Here is a 20,187-nt window from a genome sequence, read left to right on the forward strand (position 1 = left end):
GCGACGGTAGCGTGGGGACGTGCTTCCGGTCGCGTTCACCTGTCCGCTGTGGTGGGTGGCGCGCTGGGCGACTCGGGTGCTGACCAGCCTCGCCGTCGTCGCGGCCCTGGCGCTCGGCGCAGGCCCGGCCACGGCCGCCACGTCGACGCCTGGCACGGGGCCCACGTCGAGCGTGGTGCCGACCACTGTCGCCGGCTCGCTGGCGGCCTCCTGCCGACACGCCGCGCCAACGGAGTCAACCGTCATCTACGCCGGCCGTGCGCCGGGCGACGCTGGTGCCGACGCCACCGGCTCGGGGGCACTTGGCGCGGCCCGTCCGGCCGCAGCGAAGGCCACCGAGGAGTCGGTCCCGACCTGGTCGGTCGACGCGCCGGTGGCGCTCCCCGGCGATCAGGGCACCATCGCGGCCGGCGTGCTGCCGGCCAGGGCGGCCGAATCTGACCGGCTGCCCCTCGTCGCCAGTGCGAGCGGTCGGGCTTCCCGGGCCCCACCCGGGCGCTGAGCCACCGGGACGACCGTCCCGCCGCCGCGCCCTGTCGACCCACCCGCTCCCTGACCCGCCGACCCGTGGCCCGCCGTGGCCCGCTGGTCGGCGCGGCTTTCCATCGCACTGCTCTCTCCCCGAGGTGCCGACCATGGAGACCGTCGTCTTCTACCAGTTCGTGACCGAGGTGCCGCGGGCCGCCGCCATCTGGTCGACGCTGTTCCTGCTGACGCTGGGCCTGCTCACCGTGCTGGCCGCCCGCCCCGAACGGGCCCGGCCGACCGGCGATCCGGTCCCGGCCGGGCTCACCGCTCAGGAGCTGGCCGACGCCGAGGCCGTCGACAGGCGCCGCTACGCCGAGGAGGTGGCCGTTGCCGCGGCCCGCGCGGCCACCACCGCCCAGCGGCGGCGTGCCGCCTGGCTGGCCGCTCAGGAACAGCTGGAGCAGGCCTGGATCGGGTACGACGAGGCGGACGCCGCCGCGCGTCGCTTCGCTGGCGCGGGGGCACTGCCCACCCCGCAGACCCCACACACCCCCGCCGAGTACGCCGCCCGGGAACGCTATCTGCACCGGGCGGCGATGGCGGCGTACTGGCGGGGCGACCTGACCATGGCGCAGCTCGGCGACGTGTTCGGGCACCGGCGCGGTTGGGATCCCCGGCGACACCCGGTCGAGCAGGAGGTGCTGATCAGCCGGGTGATCCGGGATGCGCGGTCGACCGACTACCAGGTGGCCGCCGACCGTGAGCGGGTCGCCTGGCGCGACGCGGAGTTGGCCGCCGAGTCGGCTCGTGCCCTCGCCGAGGAGGCGTACGCGGCGGCGGCCCGGCTCCGCCCGAGCGTGGTCCCCGCGCGCCGCACGGTCGCCGGGACGTTGCGTCCCGCCGTCGTGGCACTGTGGCGCCCGGCCCGGGTGGGTTGAGCCCAATCCGTTATGTGAGGCCGGTCACCCATTCGGGAAATCGGACGTCCGACGCGATCGACGGGATTGTTCCCGCGATTGTGGCCGCGTTCTTTACGGCCTGTCCGGTTGTCGCCCCTAGGCGTCGCCGTAACTGGTTGTCCCATCGAGTCACATCATCGGCATTACGCGCAGAAATTGTGGCGCCAATTGGGGTTTACGCAGGTGAACCTGGCTTGGCAGGGCGTTGAGACGCCAGTAGTGTCGTCCCGTCCGGTGCGGTAACCGATCGCAAGACGCGACGCCGCATCGACCCGCTTAATCGTGATCTACGAACCGGGGACCCACCAGTAAGTCCGGGGTGAATCCGCGAGCCACGGCCCGCGGTAGGGCGTCTTCCCGCCCGAATCCGTCAGCTAACCCGGTAGGCGGTGTCGGAAGGAGTCCCATCCTCGTGCAGCACCTTTCCACCCCTCGGTTGTTCCCTCGCCTCCACGGCGCGGCGGTGCACCCGCTCAATCGTCGCGTGACGGTGAGCTGACCCCCCGGGTCATCGCCTTTCCCGCCCGGCCGATCCGGGCGTTCCCCTGAGCGGTTCACACCCGCGGACCACGGTCCGCGCGCTGGCGCCTGCCCGGATGCCGGTCCGGCCCCGGTGTGCCGCTCTCCCCCCGATCCGTGGAGGACCCCGTGAAGCACACCCTGCAGCGTCAGCTCCGTCGCCTCGCCACCGAGCGCCCGTACCAGATCGTCGCCGCCTCCGCCGCAGCCCTCGCTATCGCCACCACCACCGGCGCCCTGCTCACCACTGCTGACGACGCCCCGGCCGGCCAGCGCACCGCGACCACCGTCGCCGAGATGCGCAGCGACGTCGCCGCCTCCCGCAGTGAGGCCCGGGACGCGTCCCCCTCTGCCAGCGCCGCGCCGACCACGGCCGCCCCGGCCACCAGCGCCGCGTCGCCCGCTGCCAAGGCCAAGAGCAACCCCGACCTCACCCGTAAGCCGACGCCGCCGAAGCCTCCCGCGACGAAGGTGCTCGACTACGACTACGAGGCGCAGAACACCTACTACAACTGCGGCCCGGCGGCCACCCGGAACGCGCTCAGCGCCGCGGGCATCGACCGCACGCAGGAGGAGCTCGGCGCCGAACTGGGCACCACCGAGATGGGCACCAACTCGGCCGAGGACACCACCCGGGTGCTCAACGCCGAGGTGAAGGGCTCCCCGTACCGGACCCGGATGTTCCCCGGCACGCCCAGCCCGGCCCAGATGGACCGGCTCCAGGCTGACGTGGTGAAGGCCGTCACCGACGGCCGGGGCGTGGTGGCCAACGTCGTCGGGGACGCCGTCGACACCGACGGCGGGTGGCACTCCTACGGCGGTGGGCACTACATCGCCGTGGTGGGCTACAAGGACAACGGTCGCACCGTGCGGATCGCCGACTCGGCGAACCCGGCCGACCCGTCGTACTGGATCACCACGATCGACCTGGCCAACTGGATCACCAGCCGGGGCTACTCCGCCTGACCCGGGCACCCTGACCGCCGCGGGCGCCGTCTCCCACAAGGAGCCGGCGTCCGCGGCGTTTGTCCGCCCGGCCCGCCATCGACGGCCCTCGTACCCGACCGTGAACCGTGGGAGACTGCGGCCGTGGTGGATGAAACGGGTGGTCACACCGGCCGCGGGCCGGTCCTGCTGCTGCTGCACGGGATGGGAACGACCGGGGACGTGTGGTTGCCCTGGGCCCCGTACCTTGAGCAGCACTGGCCCGGGCGGTGGCTGGCACCGGACCTCGCCGGCCACGGCTGGGCGTCGCCGCTGCCGTCGTACTCCTTCGCGGGCTTCGCTCAGCAGATCGCGCGGGCCCTCGTCCCCGACGACCGGCTGGTCGTGCTCGGGCACTCGCTGGGTGGGGTGGTCGGCCTGGCGCTGGCCGCCCGCGACGCCGGAACGCCGGTGGATGCCGTGGTCGGGCTGGGCATCAAGGCACTCTGGTCACCCGCCGAGCTGAGCCGCGCCGCCGAGCTCGCCGCCCGACCGGTGAGCTGGTTCGCCACCCGCACCGAGGCGGCTCGCCGCTACCTGCGGGTCGCCGGGCTCACCGGTCTGGTCCCGCCGGACCACCCGGTGGTGGAAGCCGGGCTGCGCCAGGTCGACGGCCGGTGGCGCCTCGCCATGGACCCCGCGGCCTTCGCCGTCGGCGAGCCCGATCTGGCCGCGCTGCTGGCGGCGACCGACGTGCCGGTGGTGCTGGCGCGCGGGGAGAGCGACCCGATGGTCACCGACGAACAGCTCAAGGAGTACGGCGTACCGGTCGCCACGCTGCCCGGTCTCGGACACAACGCGCACGTGGAGGACCCGGCGGCGGTACTGGCGCTGCTGGACCCGTACCGCTGAGGTGCGGTGAATACCGGTCGTGTGACAGCACCCTGCGACGTACGCTTCCGCGTCGATGCCTATCACTGAATCGACACTGCTCGTCAGCGTGAGCCTCAACGTCGTCGACACCCGCCTCGACGACGCGGTGCGTCGCTGCCAACCACTCGCCGCGACGCTCGACGCGCACAACCTTGAGGTGGCTCGGACCGACCCCGACGGTGCCCGCACGGGGGTGAACGTGGAGCTGACGCTCCTACCGCCCCCGCCCCCGCCCGCCGCCGCCGACGGCCAGAAGGCTGCGCACCAACTGGCTGCGCCCCTGCTGAGCCGCTTCGGGTGGGTGAACGTCGATCTGGAGGTGGGGGAGTCGGGGCGCGGCCATCCGACGCTCTTCGCGTCCGGTTCGGAGCGGACCAGGGACGGAATGACGCCGCTCAGCGTGTCCGTCCTCGCCGTGGCCGACAACGCCGACGACGCTCTGGGCCTGCCGGGAGGTGCGCCCGCCGCAGAGGCCACCGCTGCTGTCCGGCGGCTGCCCGTGGTGGCCGCCGAGGACGATGTCGTGGTGCGGGTGCGCGCCTGCCTGGAGGCCCCGAATCTCGATGCGGCGCTGACCAGCTGCCTTCCGCTGCTCGGACGGCCCGACGTGTGGTCCGCCGTCGTCCAGCCGCGGGCGGCCGAGATCGACGGGGTTTGGGAGCTGACCCTGCTCCTCGTGCTGCGGCCGGTCGGTGTGTCGCCGCGCGCACCTTTCGGACGGGCGGTGGCCGCTCTGGCGACGGAGTTCGGGCTGTCGGCGACGGAGTTGCGCATGCACCCGGTCAGGTCGTGGTCGATGGGCGTGCTGGAGGCGAGCCGCCCGCCCACGGCAGCGCCGACGGTCCAGGCTCTGTATCTGCGCGCGGGCGCTGACCCGTGCGACCCGCTCCCGGTGGACCACCCGGTGGAGACCCGGGAGATGGTGCTCCGGGGCCAGGACGGGAACGAAGTGGACGCTGTCGAGTTGTTGAACGCGATCGAGGAAGCATTGCGAGACGAGGTGCAGCTCGGGCTGGTGGTCGACGTCGTCGGTCCGGTTACGGACGCCGCAGCCGTCGTGCAGCGGCTGTTCTGGCTTGACGGCGAGGACATCGATTCGATCACAAGCGAAGTCCTCGCCGACGGACGACAGCGGATCGTGGCGAGCCTCGGGTCGACGTTCACCGCTGCGGAGGAAGCGGTGCGGGTCACCGTCGCGTCAACGGAGCTGCACCCGTGGGAGCGATCGGTGCCCGGGTCGCTCGACGGTCCCGCGACAGCCGAGTGGAAAGCGCCGGCTGGCACGTCCGGAGTCGTACGGGTGGAGGTGACCGCCGGGCGCCGGTCGGGCTGAGCTGGCCTCCTGCCTGACCCGACAGCCCGGCTCAGGCGAGGGGGGAGAGCTGTGGCGTGTGCTCGGCCGCCGGGTCGTCCGTCGCCGCCAGCTCCCGGCGGGCGGCGGCCAGGAACGCCTCGGCGTACGACTCGGCCGGGAAGTCACCCAGGTAGCGGCGGCGGGTGGCCCAGCGGGCCTCGGCCAGCGGGTCGGTGTCCAGCAGGGCGGTCAGCACGTCGTCCACGTTGGACATGTCCCGACGTAGCACGTAACCCGACCCGGCCAGCGGGAACCGCTCCACGAACCGGTCGCCCTCGTCGCCCATGTCGGTGACCGCGTACGGCTTGCCGGAGTAGAGGAAGTCCGAGATCACTCCGGACACGTCGGAGACCAGCGCGTCGGCGGAGTTGACGCACTCGGTCAGGCTCAGCTCCCGAGCCGCCGCGCCGACCACGTGCTGGCGGCCGGTGCGGGCCCGGTCGGCGACGAGCAGCTCGGTCAGGCGGCCCAGTTGCCGGGCCGAGGCCGGGTTCTGCGTGGTGTACGGGTGGGCTCGCAGGATCACCGTCGCGCCGCGTTCCAACAGTCGGCGCAGCAGGCTTTCGGCCACCGGTAGCGAGCAGTAGTCGGCGTCGGCGTGGTGCCCGGTCCAGGTCGGCGTGTAGAGCACCGTCGGGTGCGCCAATCCTCTTGCGGGCTCCGGGCGTACCTCGATCGACTCGACCTGTGGACGACCCACCACCACGAACTTGTCGGCCGGGATCTGCACTCCGGCGCGGGCGTACCTGTCGATCGCCGCCTGCCCGGCCACGAAGATCCGGTCGAAGATCCCCGACACCGGGTTGGCGCTCGGCGCCTTGTCGCTGTCGCCGTGGTGCAGCTGAATGTGGGTGAGCTGGGTGAAGCGGACGCAGTGGCTGTTCTTCGCACCGTGGTTGACGTAGAACGCCGCCCGCAGGCTCGGCACCAATGCCTGGTCCATCGCCCCCAGGGTGGGGCAGTAGACCACCGGCGCGTCGGTGGCCGCCGCGATCGGGGCCAGGAACTCCGGCTCACGCAGCACGACCAGGAACGGTCGGCCGATCCGTTCCAGGTACGGCAGCCACATGGTGACCTGGTATTCCGAGCCCGGAGGCGCGGAGAAGTAGAGCAGGAACTCCGGCTGGTGCCGGCGCAGCGCGGCGGCCACCGACCCGCCACCGGCGCGTGGCCTGAACCGTCGCCGGGCCAGGTCCAGCGCGACCGCACCGGCGCCCGCTCCGACCAGCAGGCTGGCGGCCAGTGCCACACCGGCCGGCAGGGCGAGCGCGGCGGCGAGCGCCAGGGCGGCGAGCAGCCCGAGCAGGGCCGTGCCGAGCCGATCGGCGATCAGCGCCGTCCAGGCGCGTACCGGCAGGTTGGCCGTCCGGATCTCCAGACCGCCGGCGGTGCGCAGCGGCCCCACCAGCAGCACCAGACCCAGCAGTACCAGCCCGGTGGCGACCAGCGCGAGGTCGAGCCCGTCGTCCAGCCGCCGGGAGTAACCGACCAGGATCGCCGCGGCGATCAACGCCGTCTCCGCCACCAGGTCGGCGCCGGGCCGGATCCGCTGCTCGGCGGCCGAGGCGGCCAGCGCGGCGACTGCCAACGCCAGCCCCCAGCCGGTGGCGCCGGTCAAAGCCAGCACGACGAAGGCCAGCACGGCCAACCCGGTGGTCAGGCACCGGGCGGCCAGCTTTCGGACCAGGTCGCCGCGCATGTCGCTCCGTTCGTGGTTCCGCAGCCGTCGGCGTCAGTTGGCGGACGTCGCGCCGGCCGGTGCCTCGACCCGACCCGGCCCGGACTGCGCCGGCACGCTCGGCGTGGGCCCGTCACCGGGTGCCCGGCGTACGTCGATCACCTGACCGGTCAGGTCGGAGATCAGCACGTCCAGCGACGACTGGGCGACGGCCTCAGCGGCGAGCAGGGTGTGCTCCGGCTCCTCGCCGAAGGCCCGCGTCCGCATCGGGGTGGCGGTGCGCTCCGGGTTGATGCAGTTGACGCGGACGCCCACGTCGGCCCACTCGTCGGCGAGCGCCTGGGTGAGGTTGACCAGGGCGGCCTTGGTGGCCGAGTAGAGCGCGTAGCGGGCCCGGCCTCGGGTGTAGGAGCTGGAGGTGTAGAGCAGCAACTGGCCCTTGGTCTGCTGGAGGTACGGGAGGGCCTGGCGCGCGATGGTCACCGGGCCGACGAAGTTGACCTGGAGCAGCCTGTCCATGGTCTCCTCGTCCATCTCGGCGAGGGCGCCCTTCTCCAGGATGCCGGCGGTGACCACCACGTGGTCGATCCGGCCGGTGGCCTGGAAGGCGGTCGTCAGCGCGGCCTCGACGTCCTCGGCCCGCTCCACGTGGGTGCCCGTGCTGGAACGGCTGAACGGGAAGACCTGGGCGCCATAGCGACGGGCCAGCTCGGTCAACTCGTGACCGATGCCGTAACTGCCGCCGAACACCACGATGGTCCGGCCGGTCAGCTCCTCGCTGTAGCTGCGGTGGTCGGTCAGCCGGGGGGCCTGCGCGGCGGCGAGCTGGAAGAGCTTGTCCGCCAGGTGCACGTCGACCGGGTGGGTGACCTTGATGTTCTCGTCCGAACCGTCGATCACCTTGATCGGGGTGCCGGGAAGGTAGCGCAGCACCACGCCGCAGTCGTCGGTGGCGGCGAAGTCCCTGTCGTCCTCGGCGAGCTGGTACGCCGCCCGGATCGTGGGGGAGCGGAACGCCTGCGGGGTCTGACCACGGCGCAGCCGGGAGCGCACCGGGATGTCGGTGATGCAGTCGTTCTCGTCGACCTGGATGATCGTGTCTGCGGAGGGGATGGCCACGTCCACGGCGTCGTAGCTCCAGAGCGCGTTGACGCACTCGCGCACGATCCGGCCGCTGAGCAGCGGGCGTACCGCGTCGTGGAAGAGGATGTTGCAGTCTTCCGGGCCGACCGCGTCCAGGGCGATCCGGGTGGTGGCGTTGCGGGTGTCACCGCCCTCGATCACCTTGGTGACCTTGCGCAGGCCGGCCTTCTCGACGATCTGCTGGGCGTCCTCGACGTGGCCGGTGGCCATCAGCACGATGATCTCGTCGATCTCCGGTGCCGCCTCGAAGACCGTCAGGGTGTGCTCGATGATCGGCTTACCGGCGATCTTCAGCAGCTGCTTCGGGATGCCGAGGCCCAGCCGGGTCCCGGTGCCGCCGGCCAGAACCACCGCCACTGTCCGCGAGGGCCGCCACGGCGTCGGGGTTCCCGCTTCGGCGTCCGGGCCAGGGGTCTGGTCCTGCGTCATTGCCGGATCCTCACTCTCAGGGATGCGTTAAGGGAAGGTTCCGCCCGAGCGGCGACGGAATGAACCTTAACGCGCGGACCGCGTCGCCCCAACGCGGGCGACGCGGTCCTCAGGTGCCGTGTCGATGCCGGACGTTCGCCGGAACTCTACTTGCTGTTCGCGTACGCCTCGTACGCCCGGATGACCTCGTCGGTGGGGCCGTCCATCCGGATGACACCCGATTCCAGCCAGATCGTCCGTTCGCAGGTGTCCCGGACGGAGGAGAGCTGGTGGCTGACCAGGAACACCGTCCCTGCGCCCTCCCGCAGCTCCCGCACCCGCTGCTCGCTGCGCCTGCGGAAGCCCTTGTCGCCGGTGGCGAGCGCCTCGTCGATGAGCAGCACGTCGTGCTTCTTGGCGGCGGCGATGGAGAACCGCAGCCGGGCCGCCATGCCCGACGAGTACGTCCGCATCGGCAGGCTGGCGAAGTCACCCCGCTCGTTGATCCCGGAGAAGTCGATGATCCCCGCGGCCTGCTTGGCCACGTCGTCGGGGTGCATGCCCATGGCCAGGCACCCGAGGACGACGTTGCGCTCCCCGGAGAGGTCGTTGAGCAGGGCGGCGTTGACGCCCAGCAGCGACGGCTGACCCTGGGTGTGGATGGCGCCCCGGTTCACCGGCAGCAGACCGGCGATGGCCCGCAGGATGGTGGACTTGCCGGAGCCGTTGCTGCCGATCAGCCCGATCGCCTCACCCCGGTACGCGGTGAACGAGATGCCCTTGACCGCGTGCACCTCCCGGACGTTCGGCGCATGGGTGCGCTTGACCAGCCGGCGCAGCGCGGCAACCGGCGTGGTGCCACCGGCGGCCCCCTGGTGCACCCGGTAGATGATGTGCGCGTCGTCCACGACCACTGTCGGGATGCGCTCCTGGGTCCGGGTCATCGTCGCGCTCGCCTCGATGGGGGCGTCGAAGTGCTCAACCACGGCCGTACTCCTGTTCGCCGCGCCAGAAGTAGATGAAACCGCCGATGCCGGCCACCAGCGCCCAACCGGCGCCGACCAGCCAGAGCTGGGTCAGCGACTCGTTGAGCAGCGGTGCCTCCTCGAGCAGCGCGTAGCGCGCCAGCTCGATGTAGACGAGCAGCGGGTTGTACTGCACGAGGGTCGTCGCCCAGCCGGGCAGCCGGTCGAAGAGGGTGACGCTGTAGAGGACGCCGGAGCCGTACATCCAGGTCCGCATGATGAACGGCATGACCTGCTTCAGGTCGCTCGACTTGGAGCCCAGCCGGGCCACCAGCAGCACGACGCCGGCGTTGAACACCGCCTGCAGCAGCAGGGCCGGCACCAGCAGCAACCATTCCCAGGTGAGCGGTTCGCCGGTGGCGAGCACGATGCCGACCAGGACCACCATCGAGGCCAGCAGTTGCTGGAACTGGGTGATCGTCGTGGACAGCGGCAGGCTCGCCCGGGGGAAGTGCAGCGCCCGGATCAGCCCCAGGTTGCTGCTGATCGACTGGGTGCCGGCCAGGACCGCGCTCTGGGTGAAGTTGAAGATGAACAACCCGGTGGTCAGGTAGGCGATGAAGTTCGGGATGCTGTTCTGTGCGAGCACCACCCCGAAGATCAGGTAGTAGACCGCCGCGTTGGTCAGCGGGGTGAGCACCTGCCAGAGCTGACCCAGCTTGGCGTTGCTGTACGAGGCGACGAGCTTGGCATTGGCGTACGCGGCGATGAAGTGCCGGTAGGCCCAGAGTCGGCGGCTGTACTCGACGAGGCTGGGACGCTCACCGGCGACCCGTAGCCCGTGCCGAGCGGCCAGCTGCGCCTGGGTCAGGCCCGTGTCGGGGTCGACCAGCGCGGTGGTGGCCATGGAAATGGCGCTCCGATCTTTCGTGCAGACGGGGGTTGCTCGCGACGATCGAATCCTAGTGGGAAATTTGCGCGGGGCGCCGCCTCGTCGCTGCGTGGACAGTAGTCCGAAACACGTCGGGACGCAACCGTACCGTCGTTGCGCTACGCTGTCCGGCGTGACCTGCGATAAGAGCCCTCGATGACCACCGAGAAGAGGCGGGCGCCGGCCGGCGCGGCGGTGCTGCGCGACGAGATCACCACGGCGATCCGGCGGGCGCTGATGCAGGAGCTCGCCGCGGTCGGCTACGGCCGGCTCTCCATCGAGGCGGTGGCCCGGCGGGCCGGCGTCAGCAAGACGGCAATCTACCGACGGTGGAGCTCGAAGCTCGACCTGGTGCTGGAGGTCGTCGCCGCCGCGGCGCGTGGCAAGCTCCCCGCGCTCGACACCGGCACGCTGCGCGGTGACCTCGCGCTGCTGTTCCAGGCGGTGGCGCACGCGCTGCGCCACCCACTGGCGTCGCAGATCATTCCGGATCTCCTGGCGGAGGCCGCCCGCAACCCCAGCATCGACGCGACCCTGCGTCAGGTGCTGCACGCCCGGCAGCAGGAGATAGGCGGTCAGCTGGTCACCCGTGCCGTGCAGCGTGGCGAGCTGCCGGCCGACACCGAGTTGGACGCCGCGATCGACCTCATCGTCGGGCCGCTCTACTGGCGGCTCGCCATCGCCCGACTCCCACTCACCGACGACTACCTCGACAACCTCGTCGAATCCGTGGCGGCCGGGCTCGGCGCCGACAGCGTGCTGCCCCGTCCCCGAGCGGCCCCGATGGCGGGTTGACCGCCCTCCGACACCCGGTCGCCGGCAGCACCGGTCTCCCTGCCCGATTCCGCTACGCTGCCCCCTTGACACCCGGCCGTCACCGTGCCGATGCCCCTCATCCGCCTGACGAGTAAGGACGCCCGTGGCCAACGTCGACAGCATCGCCGTAGCGCCCGCCGAACCGGATCCGACGCCGCGGCCCGGGCAGGCATCCCGGCCCGCCGACGCCCAAGGCGGGCTGTCCCGGGTACGCGCGCTGGTGGCCGTCGCCCCGGCGGTGCTCACCGACGGCGCGGTGATCGCGTTCGCGCTCTTCACCGTGCTTTATCACCTGGCCTTCCTGGGTGACCTGCGTCCGTCGGTCACCTTCCGGATCTGGCTGGTGGCCTGTGTGGTGCTCGCGGTCGTGGCCGTGCTGCGCGCCCGCCGCCGTGCCCCGGCCGGCAGCACCCCGGCCGACAGCGCGCCGGAGGCACAGGAAGAGCCCGTCAGCGCGCGGCCCGCCGCCGACCGTCGCCTGCTCGTCGGTGTGCTGGTCGCCGCCGCCGTGGCCGCCGTCTCCGCTGGTCTGGCCAACACCAGCGTCAACGTGTCCTGGTGGATCCCGGCCGTGTCCGGCCTGCTCGCGGCCGTCGGCGGGCTGCTGCTGGTGCGCCAGGCCTGGCTGAGCGGCCCGACGCCCACCCCGGCCGCCCCGGCACCCACCCCGGCGCAGTCGGCGTACGCGCTGGTCGTCTCGGTCCTGGTCGGCATCTCGTCGTTCTTCTTGGCTCGCAACACCCCGGACGACGTCTACTACGTCGGCAAGTCGGTGTGGATCGCCGAGCGTGACCTGATCCCGCTCAACGACTTCCTGTTCTCCGAGAACGTGCTGCCGTCGATGGGCTCGCAGCCGCCCATCCCGTCGATCGAGGTGTTCGACGGCGCGTTCGCCAACGTCTTCGGCATCCACGCCAGCTCGGCTCTCTGGTTCGTCCTGCTGCCGATCATGGCGGTGCTCGCGGTGCTGGCGCTGTGGCGGCTGACGCACCGGTGGGCCCCGCGCCGTCCGGTGCTCGCCTTCACCGTGGCGATCGCGTACCTCTACCTCGTCGCGGGCGGGGACGCCGCACTGGGCACGTTCCACCTTCCCCGGCTGCACGAGGGCAAGGGCATGTTCGTCTCGGCGGTCATCCCGCTGATGTGGCTCTACCTGACCGAGTGGTTCGACAACCGGTCGCGGCGCAGCCTCCTGCTCATCGTGGCGCTCTCGATCACCGCGATCGGGCTCACCAACACCGCGGCGATCATCCTGCCGATGCTGGTCGGCGCCGCCGGGTTCGCCATGCTGCTGGTCGGCCGGTGGAAGGCGGCCGTGGTCGCGGCGGTCGCCGCCCTCGCGTACCCGATCGGCTCGCTGGTGGTCTCCCGCCTGGTGCTCGGCGGGATGAGCGCGACCGGCGCGGACGACGCCTTCTTCGACGCGGCGTACACCTACCGGCGAACCCTGCTGTTCGGCGTGGTCGGGGTCATCAGCGGTCTGGCGCTGTGGTGCGGCGCGTTGCTCGCCCGTCGACGTACGCCGGCCCTGCTCGCCGCCGGCGCCGCCCTCGCGCTGAGCGTGTTGTTCGTGCCCGGCGTGCTGGAGTTGCTGAGCGCGTTGAGCGGCATCTCGGTGGTGCTCTGGCGCGTGCCGTGGCTGCTCGCCCTGCCGACACTGATCGGTCTGCTCTGCACCGTGCGCGTGCCGGCACCGACTCCGGCGCTGCGCCGGGCGGCGTCCGGGGGGATCGCGGTGCTGCTGGTCGCCTCGTTCGCGTTGTTCGCCACCCCGATGTGGTCGCCGAAGAGTTGGGTCGACGTGCACGACCGCCCCACCTGGAAGCTTCCGCAGCAGCGTCAGGCGATCGCATTCTGGATCAAGGGCCTGGACCGTCCGCAGGGCCTGCTGCTCGCCCCGAAGACGATCATGCGCACCACGCCGATCGTCACCAGCGAGGTCCGGGTTGTCCTGCCCCGTGACTTCTACCTCGTCGAGTACGACCTCAACTCCCAGTTCGCGAAGGACCGACTGCTGCTCGCCGGCTTCGCGGACGGCGCCGAGAGCCCGACGCCGGCCGAGTTGACGCCGGCACTGGACCGCCTCGACGTGGGCACCATCTGCGTCTACAACGGCAACCGGTACGCCCGCGAAACCGCGCCGCAGCTGGGCTACCAGGAGTTCGCCAAGCGCAAGGCGCCCGGTGCGATGACCTGCTTCCGGCGGATCGGCTGAGCGCTTCACCCGCGCCGAGCGCCCGACCCCGTGAGGGGGTCGGGCGCGCCCCGGTGCGGAACTTTGCCCGAAATGGTGCCGGATACCCGAGCGACACCGAGCTGTCCCCTCGCGTTAAGGTCGCAGTCACGCGCAGCCGGCCGCGACTGAGCCGCTGCGCGACGGGGGAGTGACGTCGGTCCATCACGGGCACCGCCCGCAACGAAATCTCGTAGGGAGCGAACTCGTTTGTTCGGCACGTTGACAGCACGCCTCGGGGTGGCCGCCCAGAGTGCGCTACTGGTACTGGCCTACCTGGTCATGCTCGTCGGTGGCGTATTCGGTTGGATCGGCCTGTTCGCCGTCGCCGGGTTGGCCGCCATCATCGGCGAGTTCGCCGTCGCCCGCTGGTCACCGCCGTCGCAACTGCTGCTGGAGAAGGTGGGCCTGCACTGGTCGTACCGGCAGCTGACCCGCGACCTCGCCGCCGTGTTGCTGGTCGTCGCCGAGGTGCGGCTCAGCGGCGGCGAGCTGACCCTCCTGCTGGTGCTGCCGGCCGCGGTGTGGGTCGTGTCGGTCTTCGCGGGCGCGCTCTCCACCATGATCGAGCGGCGTAACCCGCTCTCCGCCATGGTGCGCAACATCGAGCTGGGTCCACTGTCCAGCGCCCCCCAGCCGCCCGCCTGGGCGGCGGCGGTCGCCGGTGACCGGATGCCTTTGCTCAACCTGCTGCTGGTGCCGGCCGGCGTGGCCGCCGCGGTGCAGCACGATCCCACGCCGTTCTTCGTGGCCGGCGCGGTGGCGGTCGTGGCGACGGGTCTGGTGGGCGCCATCATCGCGCTGACCTGGCTGCGCGGTCGGGGCAGCGGGCAGGGTCCGTTGCTGCCGGCTGTCCAGCGCTGGATGGACAACTACAAGCCGGAGGTGGCGCTCTACTTCGCCGGCCCCGCCAAGGACGTGTACCAGGCGAACATGTGGCTCGCCCCGACCGAGGCGCTCCAGCAGCGCGCGGTGGTGCTGATGCGCAGCCGGGAAGCGTTCCTCGAGCTGGCCGACACCCGGCTGCCGGTGATCTGCGTACCGGCCGGCGTCGACTTCATGAACCTCGACCTCGGCGGCGTCCGCGCGGCGCTCTACGCCGCGAACGTCGGAGCGAACATCCACATGCTCCGCGAGCCGGGTACGAAGCACGTCTTCGTCGGGCACGGTGACAGCGACAAGCAGGCCAGCGTCAACCCCTACAGCAAGGTGTACGACGAGGTCTGGGTCGCCGGCCTGGCCGGCCGGGAGCGCTACGCGCGGGCCGGCGTGGGAGTGCTCGACTCGGACATCGTCGAGATCGGCCGGCCGCAGCTCGCCGGGGTGCACACCTTCGGCGCCGAGTCGGTGGACCGGCCGTTCACAGTGCTCTACGCGCCCACCTGGGAGGGGTGGCTCGACGACGACCCGTACCACACCTCACTGGTGCTGATGGGTGAGCGGATCGTCAAGGGGCTGCTCGCCACGATCCCCCGGGTGCGCCTGATCTACAAGCCGCACCCGCTCACCGGGTCGCGGTCCAAGGCGGCGAAGGCCGTGCACGAGCGGATCGTCACGGCGATCCGCACGGCCGGCGGCAACCCGGACGCGTCCTCCCTGGACGGCACCGAGCACCTCGTGGTCACCGGCCGCACGCCGGCGTTGTTCGACTGCTTCAACCAGACCGACCTGCTGATCAGCGACGTGTCCAGTGTGGTGTCCGACTTCGTGCAGAGCCAGCGGCCGTACGTGGTGGCCAACCCGGCCGGCCTGTCCGAGGACGACTTCCGCCGTGAGTACCCGACGGCGCGGGCCGCGTACCTGCTCTCCAAGGACTGCGGCGAGCTGGAGAAGATCGTGTCGGTCACCCGGGCCGGTGACGACCCGATGACCGAGGCCCGCCGGGAGCTGAAGACCTACCTGCTCGGCCCGGCCGAGGCGAACCCGATGGACCGCTTCCAGCAGGAGATCGAGCGGCTCTGCCGCTGAGCCCCGCCGCTACGGCATCGCGCCCGGCCCGACACTGTCGGGTCGGGCGCGTCCGTGTCGGCCGGTGGGACGGCCACCGGGTCGGCCGCGTCCGTGTCGGCCGGTGGGGCGGGCCACCGGGTCAGCGCAACAGGGCGGCCACCGCGTCGGCGACCGGAACGTCCGCCGGCAACGCCCGCGCCGCCACCACCGCCGCGACCGGCAGCGGGCCGTACACGTGTGGGAAGAGCTGCCCGCCGCGCGACGGCTCCCACCGCAGCGCGTCGCCCAGTCGCTCCTCCTCGACGCTGAGCATTGTCAACCCGGTCGCCCCGGTGAAGTACCGTCGCGCGGTCTCGACCACCTGCTCGGCGCCGGAGAGATGAATGAACCCGTCCTGCCGGTCCACCGCGGAGCCGGTGAAGGCGCCGGCGGCGAGGGCGTCGTCCCACTCGGCGCTCGACAGCAGTTTGTAGATCACCACAGCAGCGTACGGGGCGGTGGTCGGCGCGCCCGCCCGGTTTTCGCCGGTACCGCCGCGCCCGTCGCCTCCCGCCGGGCATGCTCAGGTCAAGGGCCGCGGAGGGATGGGCGATGCAGAGCTACGACGACGACTGGACCGACAGCCAGCGCGCGCTGTACGACGAGTGCTACCGGGCCGGCGGTGAGTGGGCCGAGGACCCGGACACCCCGTCCGAGGACGTGCAGTACGTGATCAACCTGGCGGAGGCGGACGACGACGCCTTCCAGGACGCCGAGATCGACTACCCGCCCCTGGTCGACGCGGTCACCCAGGCCGGCGGGGTCAGCGTCACCAGCGTGCCGGCCAGCCACGAGGATCCGGGTTTCCGCGGCTTCACCGACGGCGTCCGGGACGCCACCGCCGACGACACCTTCGGCCTGTAGCGGCCGGTGGCCCGCCCGGCGCGGGTGGGCGGCCTCCCGGTTCGCGCGCACTTCTGCCACCATTCGCAGAACAGCGCTGCGAGGGACGGGGGCACGGGTGCGGATCCTGCTGGTGGAGGACGACCGCCGGGTGGCCGCCGCGCTGTCGTCCGCCCTCACCCGCCGGGGATACGAGGTCGAGCACGCGGCCACCGTCGCCGCCGCGCTCTCCGCCGCGCCCTGTGACCTGGTGCTGCTCGACCTGACCCTGCCCGACGGGGACGGCACGGACCTGTGCCGGGAGCTGCGTCGGCGCAGCAGCCAGCTGGGCATCATCGCGGTGACCGCCCGGGGCGAGGAACGTGACCGGGTGCTGGGTCTGCGCCTGGGCGCTGACGACTACGTGGTCAAGCCGTTCTCGATGGTGGAGTTGCAGGCCCGGATCGAGGCGGTGTTGCGCCGCGCTGCGAACGCCGCCCCCGAGCGGCACCTCATCGAGGCCGGACCGGTCCGGATCGACGTGGCCGCGCGGACGGTGACCGTCGACGGGCGTGCCGTCACGTTGACCCGCAAGGAGTTCGACGTGCTGCTCTCGCTGGCCCGCCAGCCCGGGGTGGCGGTGCCGCGCGATCGGATCCTGCTCGACGCCTGGGGCACCACCTGGGCCGACCGGCACACCGTCGAGGTGCATGTCGGGTCGCTGCGCGGCAAGCTCGGCGACGCCCGCCTGGTGGAGACCGTACGCGGCGTCGGCTACCGGCTGCGCGACTCGTGAGGAGCTGACGTGCGCCGTCGCCTGGTGATCAGCTATCTGCTGCTGATGGTCCTCGTCCTCATCGCGTTGGAGACACCACTGGCCGCCACCATGGCCAGCCGCGAGACCGAACGGGTCCGCGCCGACCGGCTCGCCGACGCGACCCGGTTCGCCTCGCTGGCCGGACCGGCGTTGCGTGATGGCGGGCCCGGCCCGATCGAGTCGGAGCTGACCAGCTACGACGACCTGTACGCGATCAGCGCCGCGATCGTCGACCGGGACCGGAACATCCCGGTCTCGTCGCCCGGTTGGCAGGCCAGCCCGGGGACCGCGACGGTGCTGGACGTCGCCCTGTCCGGGCAGCAGACCAGCGCCCCCGAGTCGGTCTGGCCCTGGACGACCGACCCCGTGGTGGTGGCGGTGCCGATCAACGACGGCGGTGAGGTGCTCGGGGCGGTGGTGATCGTGACCCCGGCCGGCTCGATCCGCCGAGCCGTCGTCTCGTGGTGGCTGCTGCTCGCCCTGGCCGGTCTGCTCGCCGTGCTGGCCTGCGTGCTCACCGCGTTCGGGCTGGCCGGTTGGGTGCTGCGCCCGGTCACCGAACTGGACGCGGTCACCCACGAGATCGCCGAGGGAGACCGGGGCGCCCGGGTGCAGCACCGGCTGGGCCCGCCGGAGCTGCGCCGCCTGGCGGCCAGCTTCAACCACATGGCCGACGTGGTCTCCGACGTGATGGACCGGCAGCGTGCCTTCGTCGCCCACGCCAGCCACCAGCTGCGCAACCCGCTCACCGCGCTGCGGCTGCGGGTGGAGGAGTTGGGGCCCAGTCTCACCGACCCCGACGGTCGGTCCGAGCACCGGCTGGCCCTGGAGGAGACCGACCGCCTCGCGCTGGTGCTCGACGCGTTGCTGACCCTCGCTCGGGCCGAACGGGAGGAGAACGAGCGCGTCACGGTGGACGCGGCCGCGGTGGCCGCCTCCCGGGTGGCCGCGTGGGCGCCGCTGGCCCGGCACCGGTCGGTCGCGCTGCGGCTGGCCACTACCGACGCCCCGGCGTACGCGCAGACCGTGCCGACCGCCGTCGACCAGGCGCTGGACGCCCTCATCGACAACGCGGTGAAGTTCAGCGGGGCGGGCGGGGCGGTGACGGTGACGGTGGCCCGTCGCGACGGCGGGGTGGCGCTGGAGGTCCGCGATTCCGGCCCCGGCATGACCGAGAGTCAGCTCGGCCAGGCGACCGAGCGGTTCTGGCGGGCCCCGGACGCGCAGAATGTGGACGGCGCGGGGCTCGGTCTGACCATCGCCGCCGTGCTGGTGGACGCCTCGGACGGGCGGCTCACCATGCGCCCGGGGGAGTCGCGGGGGCTGATCGCCGCCCTGTGGTTCCCGACGCCGGCCCTTCCGGTGGAGCCGGCGGTGGAGGAACCGGCCGCCGACCTGCGACCCTCGCCGGCGCGCTGAGGCGCGGCCGTCACGGTTTGGTGGCGCGGTACCAGGATGCGGCGCCGGGGTGCAGCGACAGCGGCGCGGTGACGATCGCCGAGCGGGGGCTCATCCGTCCCGCCGCCGGATGGGCGGCGGCCAGCTCGGCCCGGCGTTCCATCAGCAGCCGGGTCACCTCACGGACCAACGGCTCCGGCAGGTCGGCCCGGACGATCAGGTAGTTCGGGTCGGCCACGGTGGTCACCGCATCCACCCCGTACACCGAGCGGGGGATGTCCCGGGAGACGTAGACCTGGCCGTACCGTGAGCGCAGCGGCTCGGTCCACTCGCTGAGGTCCACGATCCGGATGGCGCTGGCCTCGGCCAACTCCTCGATTCCCCGGACCGGCAACCCACCGGAGAAGAAGAACGCGTCGATCCGCCCGGAGCGCAGCGCCGCCACCGAGTCGTCCAGTCCGAGCCGTTCCCGGCGCACCTCGTCACCACCGAGGCGGGCCACCTCCAGCAGCCGGGTCGCGGTGATCTCCGTGCCCGAGCCGGCCGCGCCGACGGAGACTCGCCGGCCGCGCAGGTCGGCGACGGTGCGGACCGGGCCGCCGCTCGTGGTGACCAGGTGCAGTTGGTCGTCGTACACCCGGGCGACGGCGTCGACAGCGGGGCTTCCCGCCGTGCTGGTGGGCAGCACATCGGCCTGGGTGAAGCCCAGCTCGGCCCCGCCGGAGCCGACGAGTTGGACGTTCTCCGCCGAGGCGGCGGTGATCACCACGCTGGCCCGTACGTCGGGGAGTTCCCGGTTGAGGATGGCTGCCAGGGACCGCCCGAACGCGTAGTAGACAGCGGTGGGGCTGCCGGTGGCGATCCGGATCGACGTCGGCTCGGGCGGGGCGTCCCGGCAGCTGGCGATGGCCAGGTTCGCGATCAGCAGCACCGTCGACAGGGCGGCCAAACCGGCGCGGCGGGACGAGGTACGACTCACGCGGTGCACTGTGCGCCGTCGGGCGGGTGCGCGCAAGCCCGGGTTGGCGATGCGCCGGACGGTCGGGACCCGATCAGCAGGCCGCGCGACCTGCCGGCGCCACGCCCACGCCCCGTGTCGACGCCGGGGTCATCCCGCGCGCCGTCGCCGTCCCGGGTTCCGCCATCGGGCCGCGCGCGGGCTCCAACGCCGCGCTGCGCAGGATCCGCTGCCGGTCCGGGCCGTCGGCCACGCTGACCAGGAAGCAACCGGTGCCGGGCCGGAGCCGGGCCGGTACGTCGAGCACGGCCGCTCCCCGGATCAGCACCGCGGCCAGCTCCCGGTCGGTGAGCCGGACACCGAGGATGTGCCGTCGGACGTGCCGCCCGGCGGCCAGCAACGCCGAGCGCCAGGCTGCCTCCGCCAGGCGGGTCACCAACCGTCGGCGGGCCGGTGAGGCGCCGGGCAGCGGCCCGCCGAGCAGCTCGCGTCGCCCCTGCCACCAGCCCGCGTCCAACATCCGGGTGTACGCGCCCTGGTGCTCCCGGGGCACCCACAGCCGGTGCAGCTCGTAGCGGCGACGCAGGCCGCCGACGGCCACCTCGTGGGTGACCGGGATGTCCAGCCGGTTGAGCAGTTGCCGCATCCGCTGCGCGGCGTCCTCTCGGTTGAACTCCACCCCGGCGGTGTGCTCGGCCCGGACCGCGCTGGGCCGGGTGGCGGTCGGTGGTGGTGTGCAGCGCAGCAGGCAGGCAGCCTCGAACGCGTCGCCCAGGGTCAGCCAGCCCAACGGGGATGGGGTGGTCGGGGTGTGCGGCCGGTCGAGCAGGGCGGGTTCGTGGGTCAACGAAGGCTCCCTTGTCGGAGTCTGG

The 20,187-nt window shown here is 72.3% G+C and carries 18 protein-coding genes and 1 riboswitch; of the genes, 11 read left to right on the forward strand and 7 right to left on the reverse strand.

Translation table 11 applies throughout. The annotated features are described in order from the left end of the window. The first annotated feature begins 19 nt into the window (after positions 1-19). The 5 genes from ABZU43_RS15090 to ABZU43_RS15110 all read left to right on the forward strand — a co-directional run bounded on the left by ABZU43_RS15090 (position 20) and on the right by ABZU43_RS15110 (position 5,136). The gene (locus ABZU43_RS15090) at positions 20-502 is read left to right on the forward strand and encodes a hypothetical protein (protein ID WP_355007103.1); all 483 of its coding nucleotides are present in this window, start codon (positions 20-22) and stop codon (positions 500-502) included. Positions 503-635: 133 nt separating this feature from the next. Next, positions 636-1,406, forward strand: a complete 771-nt coding sequence (locus ABZU43_RS15095) for a hypothetical protein (protein ID WP_355007104.1) — start codon at positions 636-638, stop codon at positions 1,404-1,406. A gap of 284 nt (positions 1,407-1,690) precedes the next feature. Further along, positions 1,691-1,831: riboswitch (cyclic di-AMP (ydaO/yuaA leader) on the forward strand. Between the two features lie 232 nt (positions 1,832-2,063). After that, entirely contained in the window at positions 2,064-2,912 is an 849-nt protein-coding gene (locus ABZU43_RS15100) for a C39 family peptidase (RefSeq protein WP_355007105.1), read from the forward strand. A 123-nt stretch (positions 2,913-3,035) separates the two neighbouring features. Continuing rightward, complete coding sequence (locus ABZU43_RS15105) at positions 3,036-3,782, forward strand: alpha/beta fold hydrolase (RefSeq protein WP_355007106.1); 747 nt, start codon at positions 3,036-3,038, stop codon at positions 3,780-3,782. A 55-nt stretch (positions 3,783-3,837) separates the two neighbouring features. Next, complete coding sequence (locus ABZU43_RS15110; protein WP_355007107.1) at positions 3,838-5,136, forward strand: hypothetical protein; 1,299 nt, start codon at positions 3,838-3,840, stop codon at positions 5,134-5,136. Positions 5,137-5,167: 31 nt separating this feature from the next. On the opposite strand, the gene ABZU43_RS15115 is transcribed toward ABZU43_RS15110, so the two are convergent. From ABZU43_RS15115 to ABZU43_RS15130, 4 genes are all read right to left on the reverse strand, one after another. After that, positions 5,168-6,856 carry a CDP-glycerol glycerophosphotransferase family protein gene (locus ABZU43_RS15115; RefSeq protein WP_355007108.1) on the reverse strand — a complete coding sequence of 563 codons (1,689 nt, stop codon included), beginning with the start codon at positions 6,854-6,856 and terminating at the stop codon, positions 5,168-5,170. A gap of 33 nt (positions 6,857-6,889) precedes the next feature. Next, on the reverse strand, positions 6,890-8,407 hold the full coding sequence (locus ABZU43_RS15120; protein WP_355007109.1) for a bifunctional cytidylyltransferase/SDR family oxidoreductase: 1,518 nt from the start codon (positions 8,405-8,407) through the stop codon (positions 6,890-6,892). 146 nt (positions 8,408-8,553) lie between these two features. Beyond that, a complete protein-coding gene (locus tag ABZU43_RS15125) occupies positions 8,554-9,330 on the reverse strand; it encodes an ABC transporter ATP-binding protein (protein ID WP_112585647.1) in 777 nt (258 codons plus the stop codon). A gap of 34 nt (positions 9,331-9,364) precedes the next feature. Then, positions 9,365-10,258, reverse strand: coding sequence for an ABC transporter permease (locus ABZU43_RS15130; protein ID WP_355007110.1), 894 nt, complete (start codon positions 10,256-10,258; stop codon positions 9,365-9,367). A 180-nt stretch (positions 10,259-10,438) separates the two neighbouring features. On the opposite strand from ABZU43_RS15130, the gene ABZU43_RS15135 reads away from it, so the two are divergent. The 3 genes from ABZU43_RS15135 to ABZU43_RS15145 all read left to right on the forward strand — a co-directional run bounded on the left by ABZU43_RS15135 (position 10,439) and on the right by ABZU43_RS15145 (position 15,299). Further along, positions 10,439-11,077: a TetR/AcrR family transcriptional regulator gene (locus ABZU43_RS15135; RefSeq protein WP_355007111.1), complete on the forward strand. Its 639-nt coding sequence runs from the start codon at positions 10,439-10,441 to the stop codon at positions 11,075-11,077. Positions 11,078-11,201: 124 nt separating this feature from the next. Continuing rightward, complete coding sequence (locus tag ABZU43_RS15140; RefSeq protein ID WP_355007112.1) at positions 11,202-13,313, forward strand: DUF6077 domain-containing protein; 2,112 nt, start codon at positions 11,202-11,204, stop codon at positions 13,311-13,313. A 228-nt stretch (positions 13,314-13,541) separates the two neighbouring features. After that, entirely contained in the window at positions 13,542-15,299 is a 1,758-nt protein-coding gene (locus ABZU43_RS15145) for a CDP-glycerol glycerophosphotransferase family protein (protein ID WP_355007113.1), read from the forward strand. Positions 15,300-15,420: 121 nt separating this feature from the next. On the opposite strand, the gene ABZU43_RS15150 is transcribed toward ABZU43_RS15145, so the two are convergent. Further along, the gene (locus ABZU43_RS15150) at positions 15,421-15,759 is read right to left on the reverse strand and encodes a DUF952 domain-containing protein (protein ID WP_355007114.1); all 339 of its coding nucleotides are present in this window, start codon (positions 15,757-15,759) and stop codon (positions 15,421-15,423) included. A gap of 113 nt (positions 15,760-15,872) precedes the next feature. On the opposite strand from ABZU43_RS15150, the gene ABZU43_RS15155 reads away from it, so the two are divergent. The 3 genes from ABZU43_RS15155 to ABZU43_RS15165 all read left to right on the forward strand — a co-directional run bounded on the left by ABZU43_RS15155 (position 15,873) and on the right by ABZU43_RS15165 (position 18,378). Then, entirely contained in the window at positions 15,873-16,184 is a 312-nt protein-coding gene (locus ABZU43_RS15155; protein WP_355007115.1) for a hypothetical protein, read from the forward strand. Between the two features lie 97 nt (positions 16,185-16,281). Beyond that, a complete protein-coding gene (locus ABZU43_RS15160; RefSeq protein WP_355007116.1) occupies positions 16,282-16,938 on the forward strand; it encodes a response regulator transcription factor in 657 nt (218 codons plus the stop codon). A gap of 9 nt (positions 16,939-16,947) precedes the next feature. Further along, positions 16,948-18,378: a HAMP domain-containing sensor histidine kinase gene (locus ABZU43_RS15165; RefSeq protein ID WP_355007117.1), complete on the forward strand. Its 1,431-nt coding sequence runs from the start codon at positions 16,948-16,950 to the stop codon at positions 18,376-18,378. A gap of 10 nt (positions 18,379-18,388) precedes the next feature. Here ABZU43_RS15165 and ABZU43_RS15170 read toward each other — a convergent pair whose 3' ends face one another. Next, positions 18,389-19,345 (reverse strand): TAXI family TRAP transporter solute-binding subunit, encoded by a 957-nt coding sequence (locus ABZU43_RS15170; protein WP_355007118.1) that lies wholly within the window; start codon positions 19,343-19,345, stop codon positions 18,389-18,391. A 64-nt stretch (positions 19,346-19,409) separates the two neighbouring features. Beyond that, positions 19,410-20,162, reverse strand: coding sequence for a hypothetical protein (locus ABZU43_RS15175; protein ID WP_355007119.1), 753 nt, complete (start codon positions 20,160-20,162; stop codon positions 19,410-19,412). Between the last annotated feature and the right edge of the window lie 25 nt (positions 20,163-20,187).

Source organism: Micromonospora sp. NPDC005205, assembly GCF_040608275.1.
In the GTDB taxonomy this organism is placed as follows: Bacteria; Actinomycetota; Actinomycetes; order Mycobacteriales; family Micromonosporaceae; genus Micromonospora.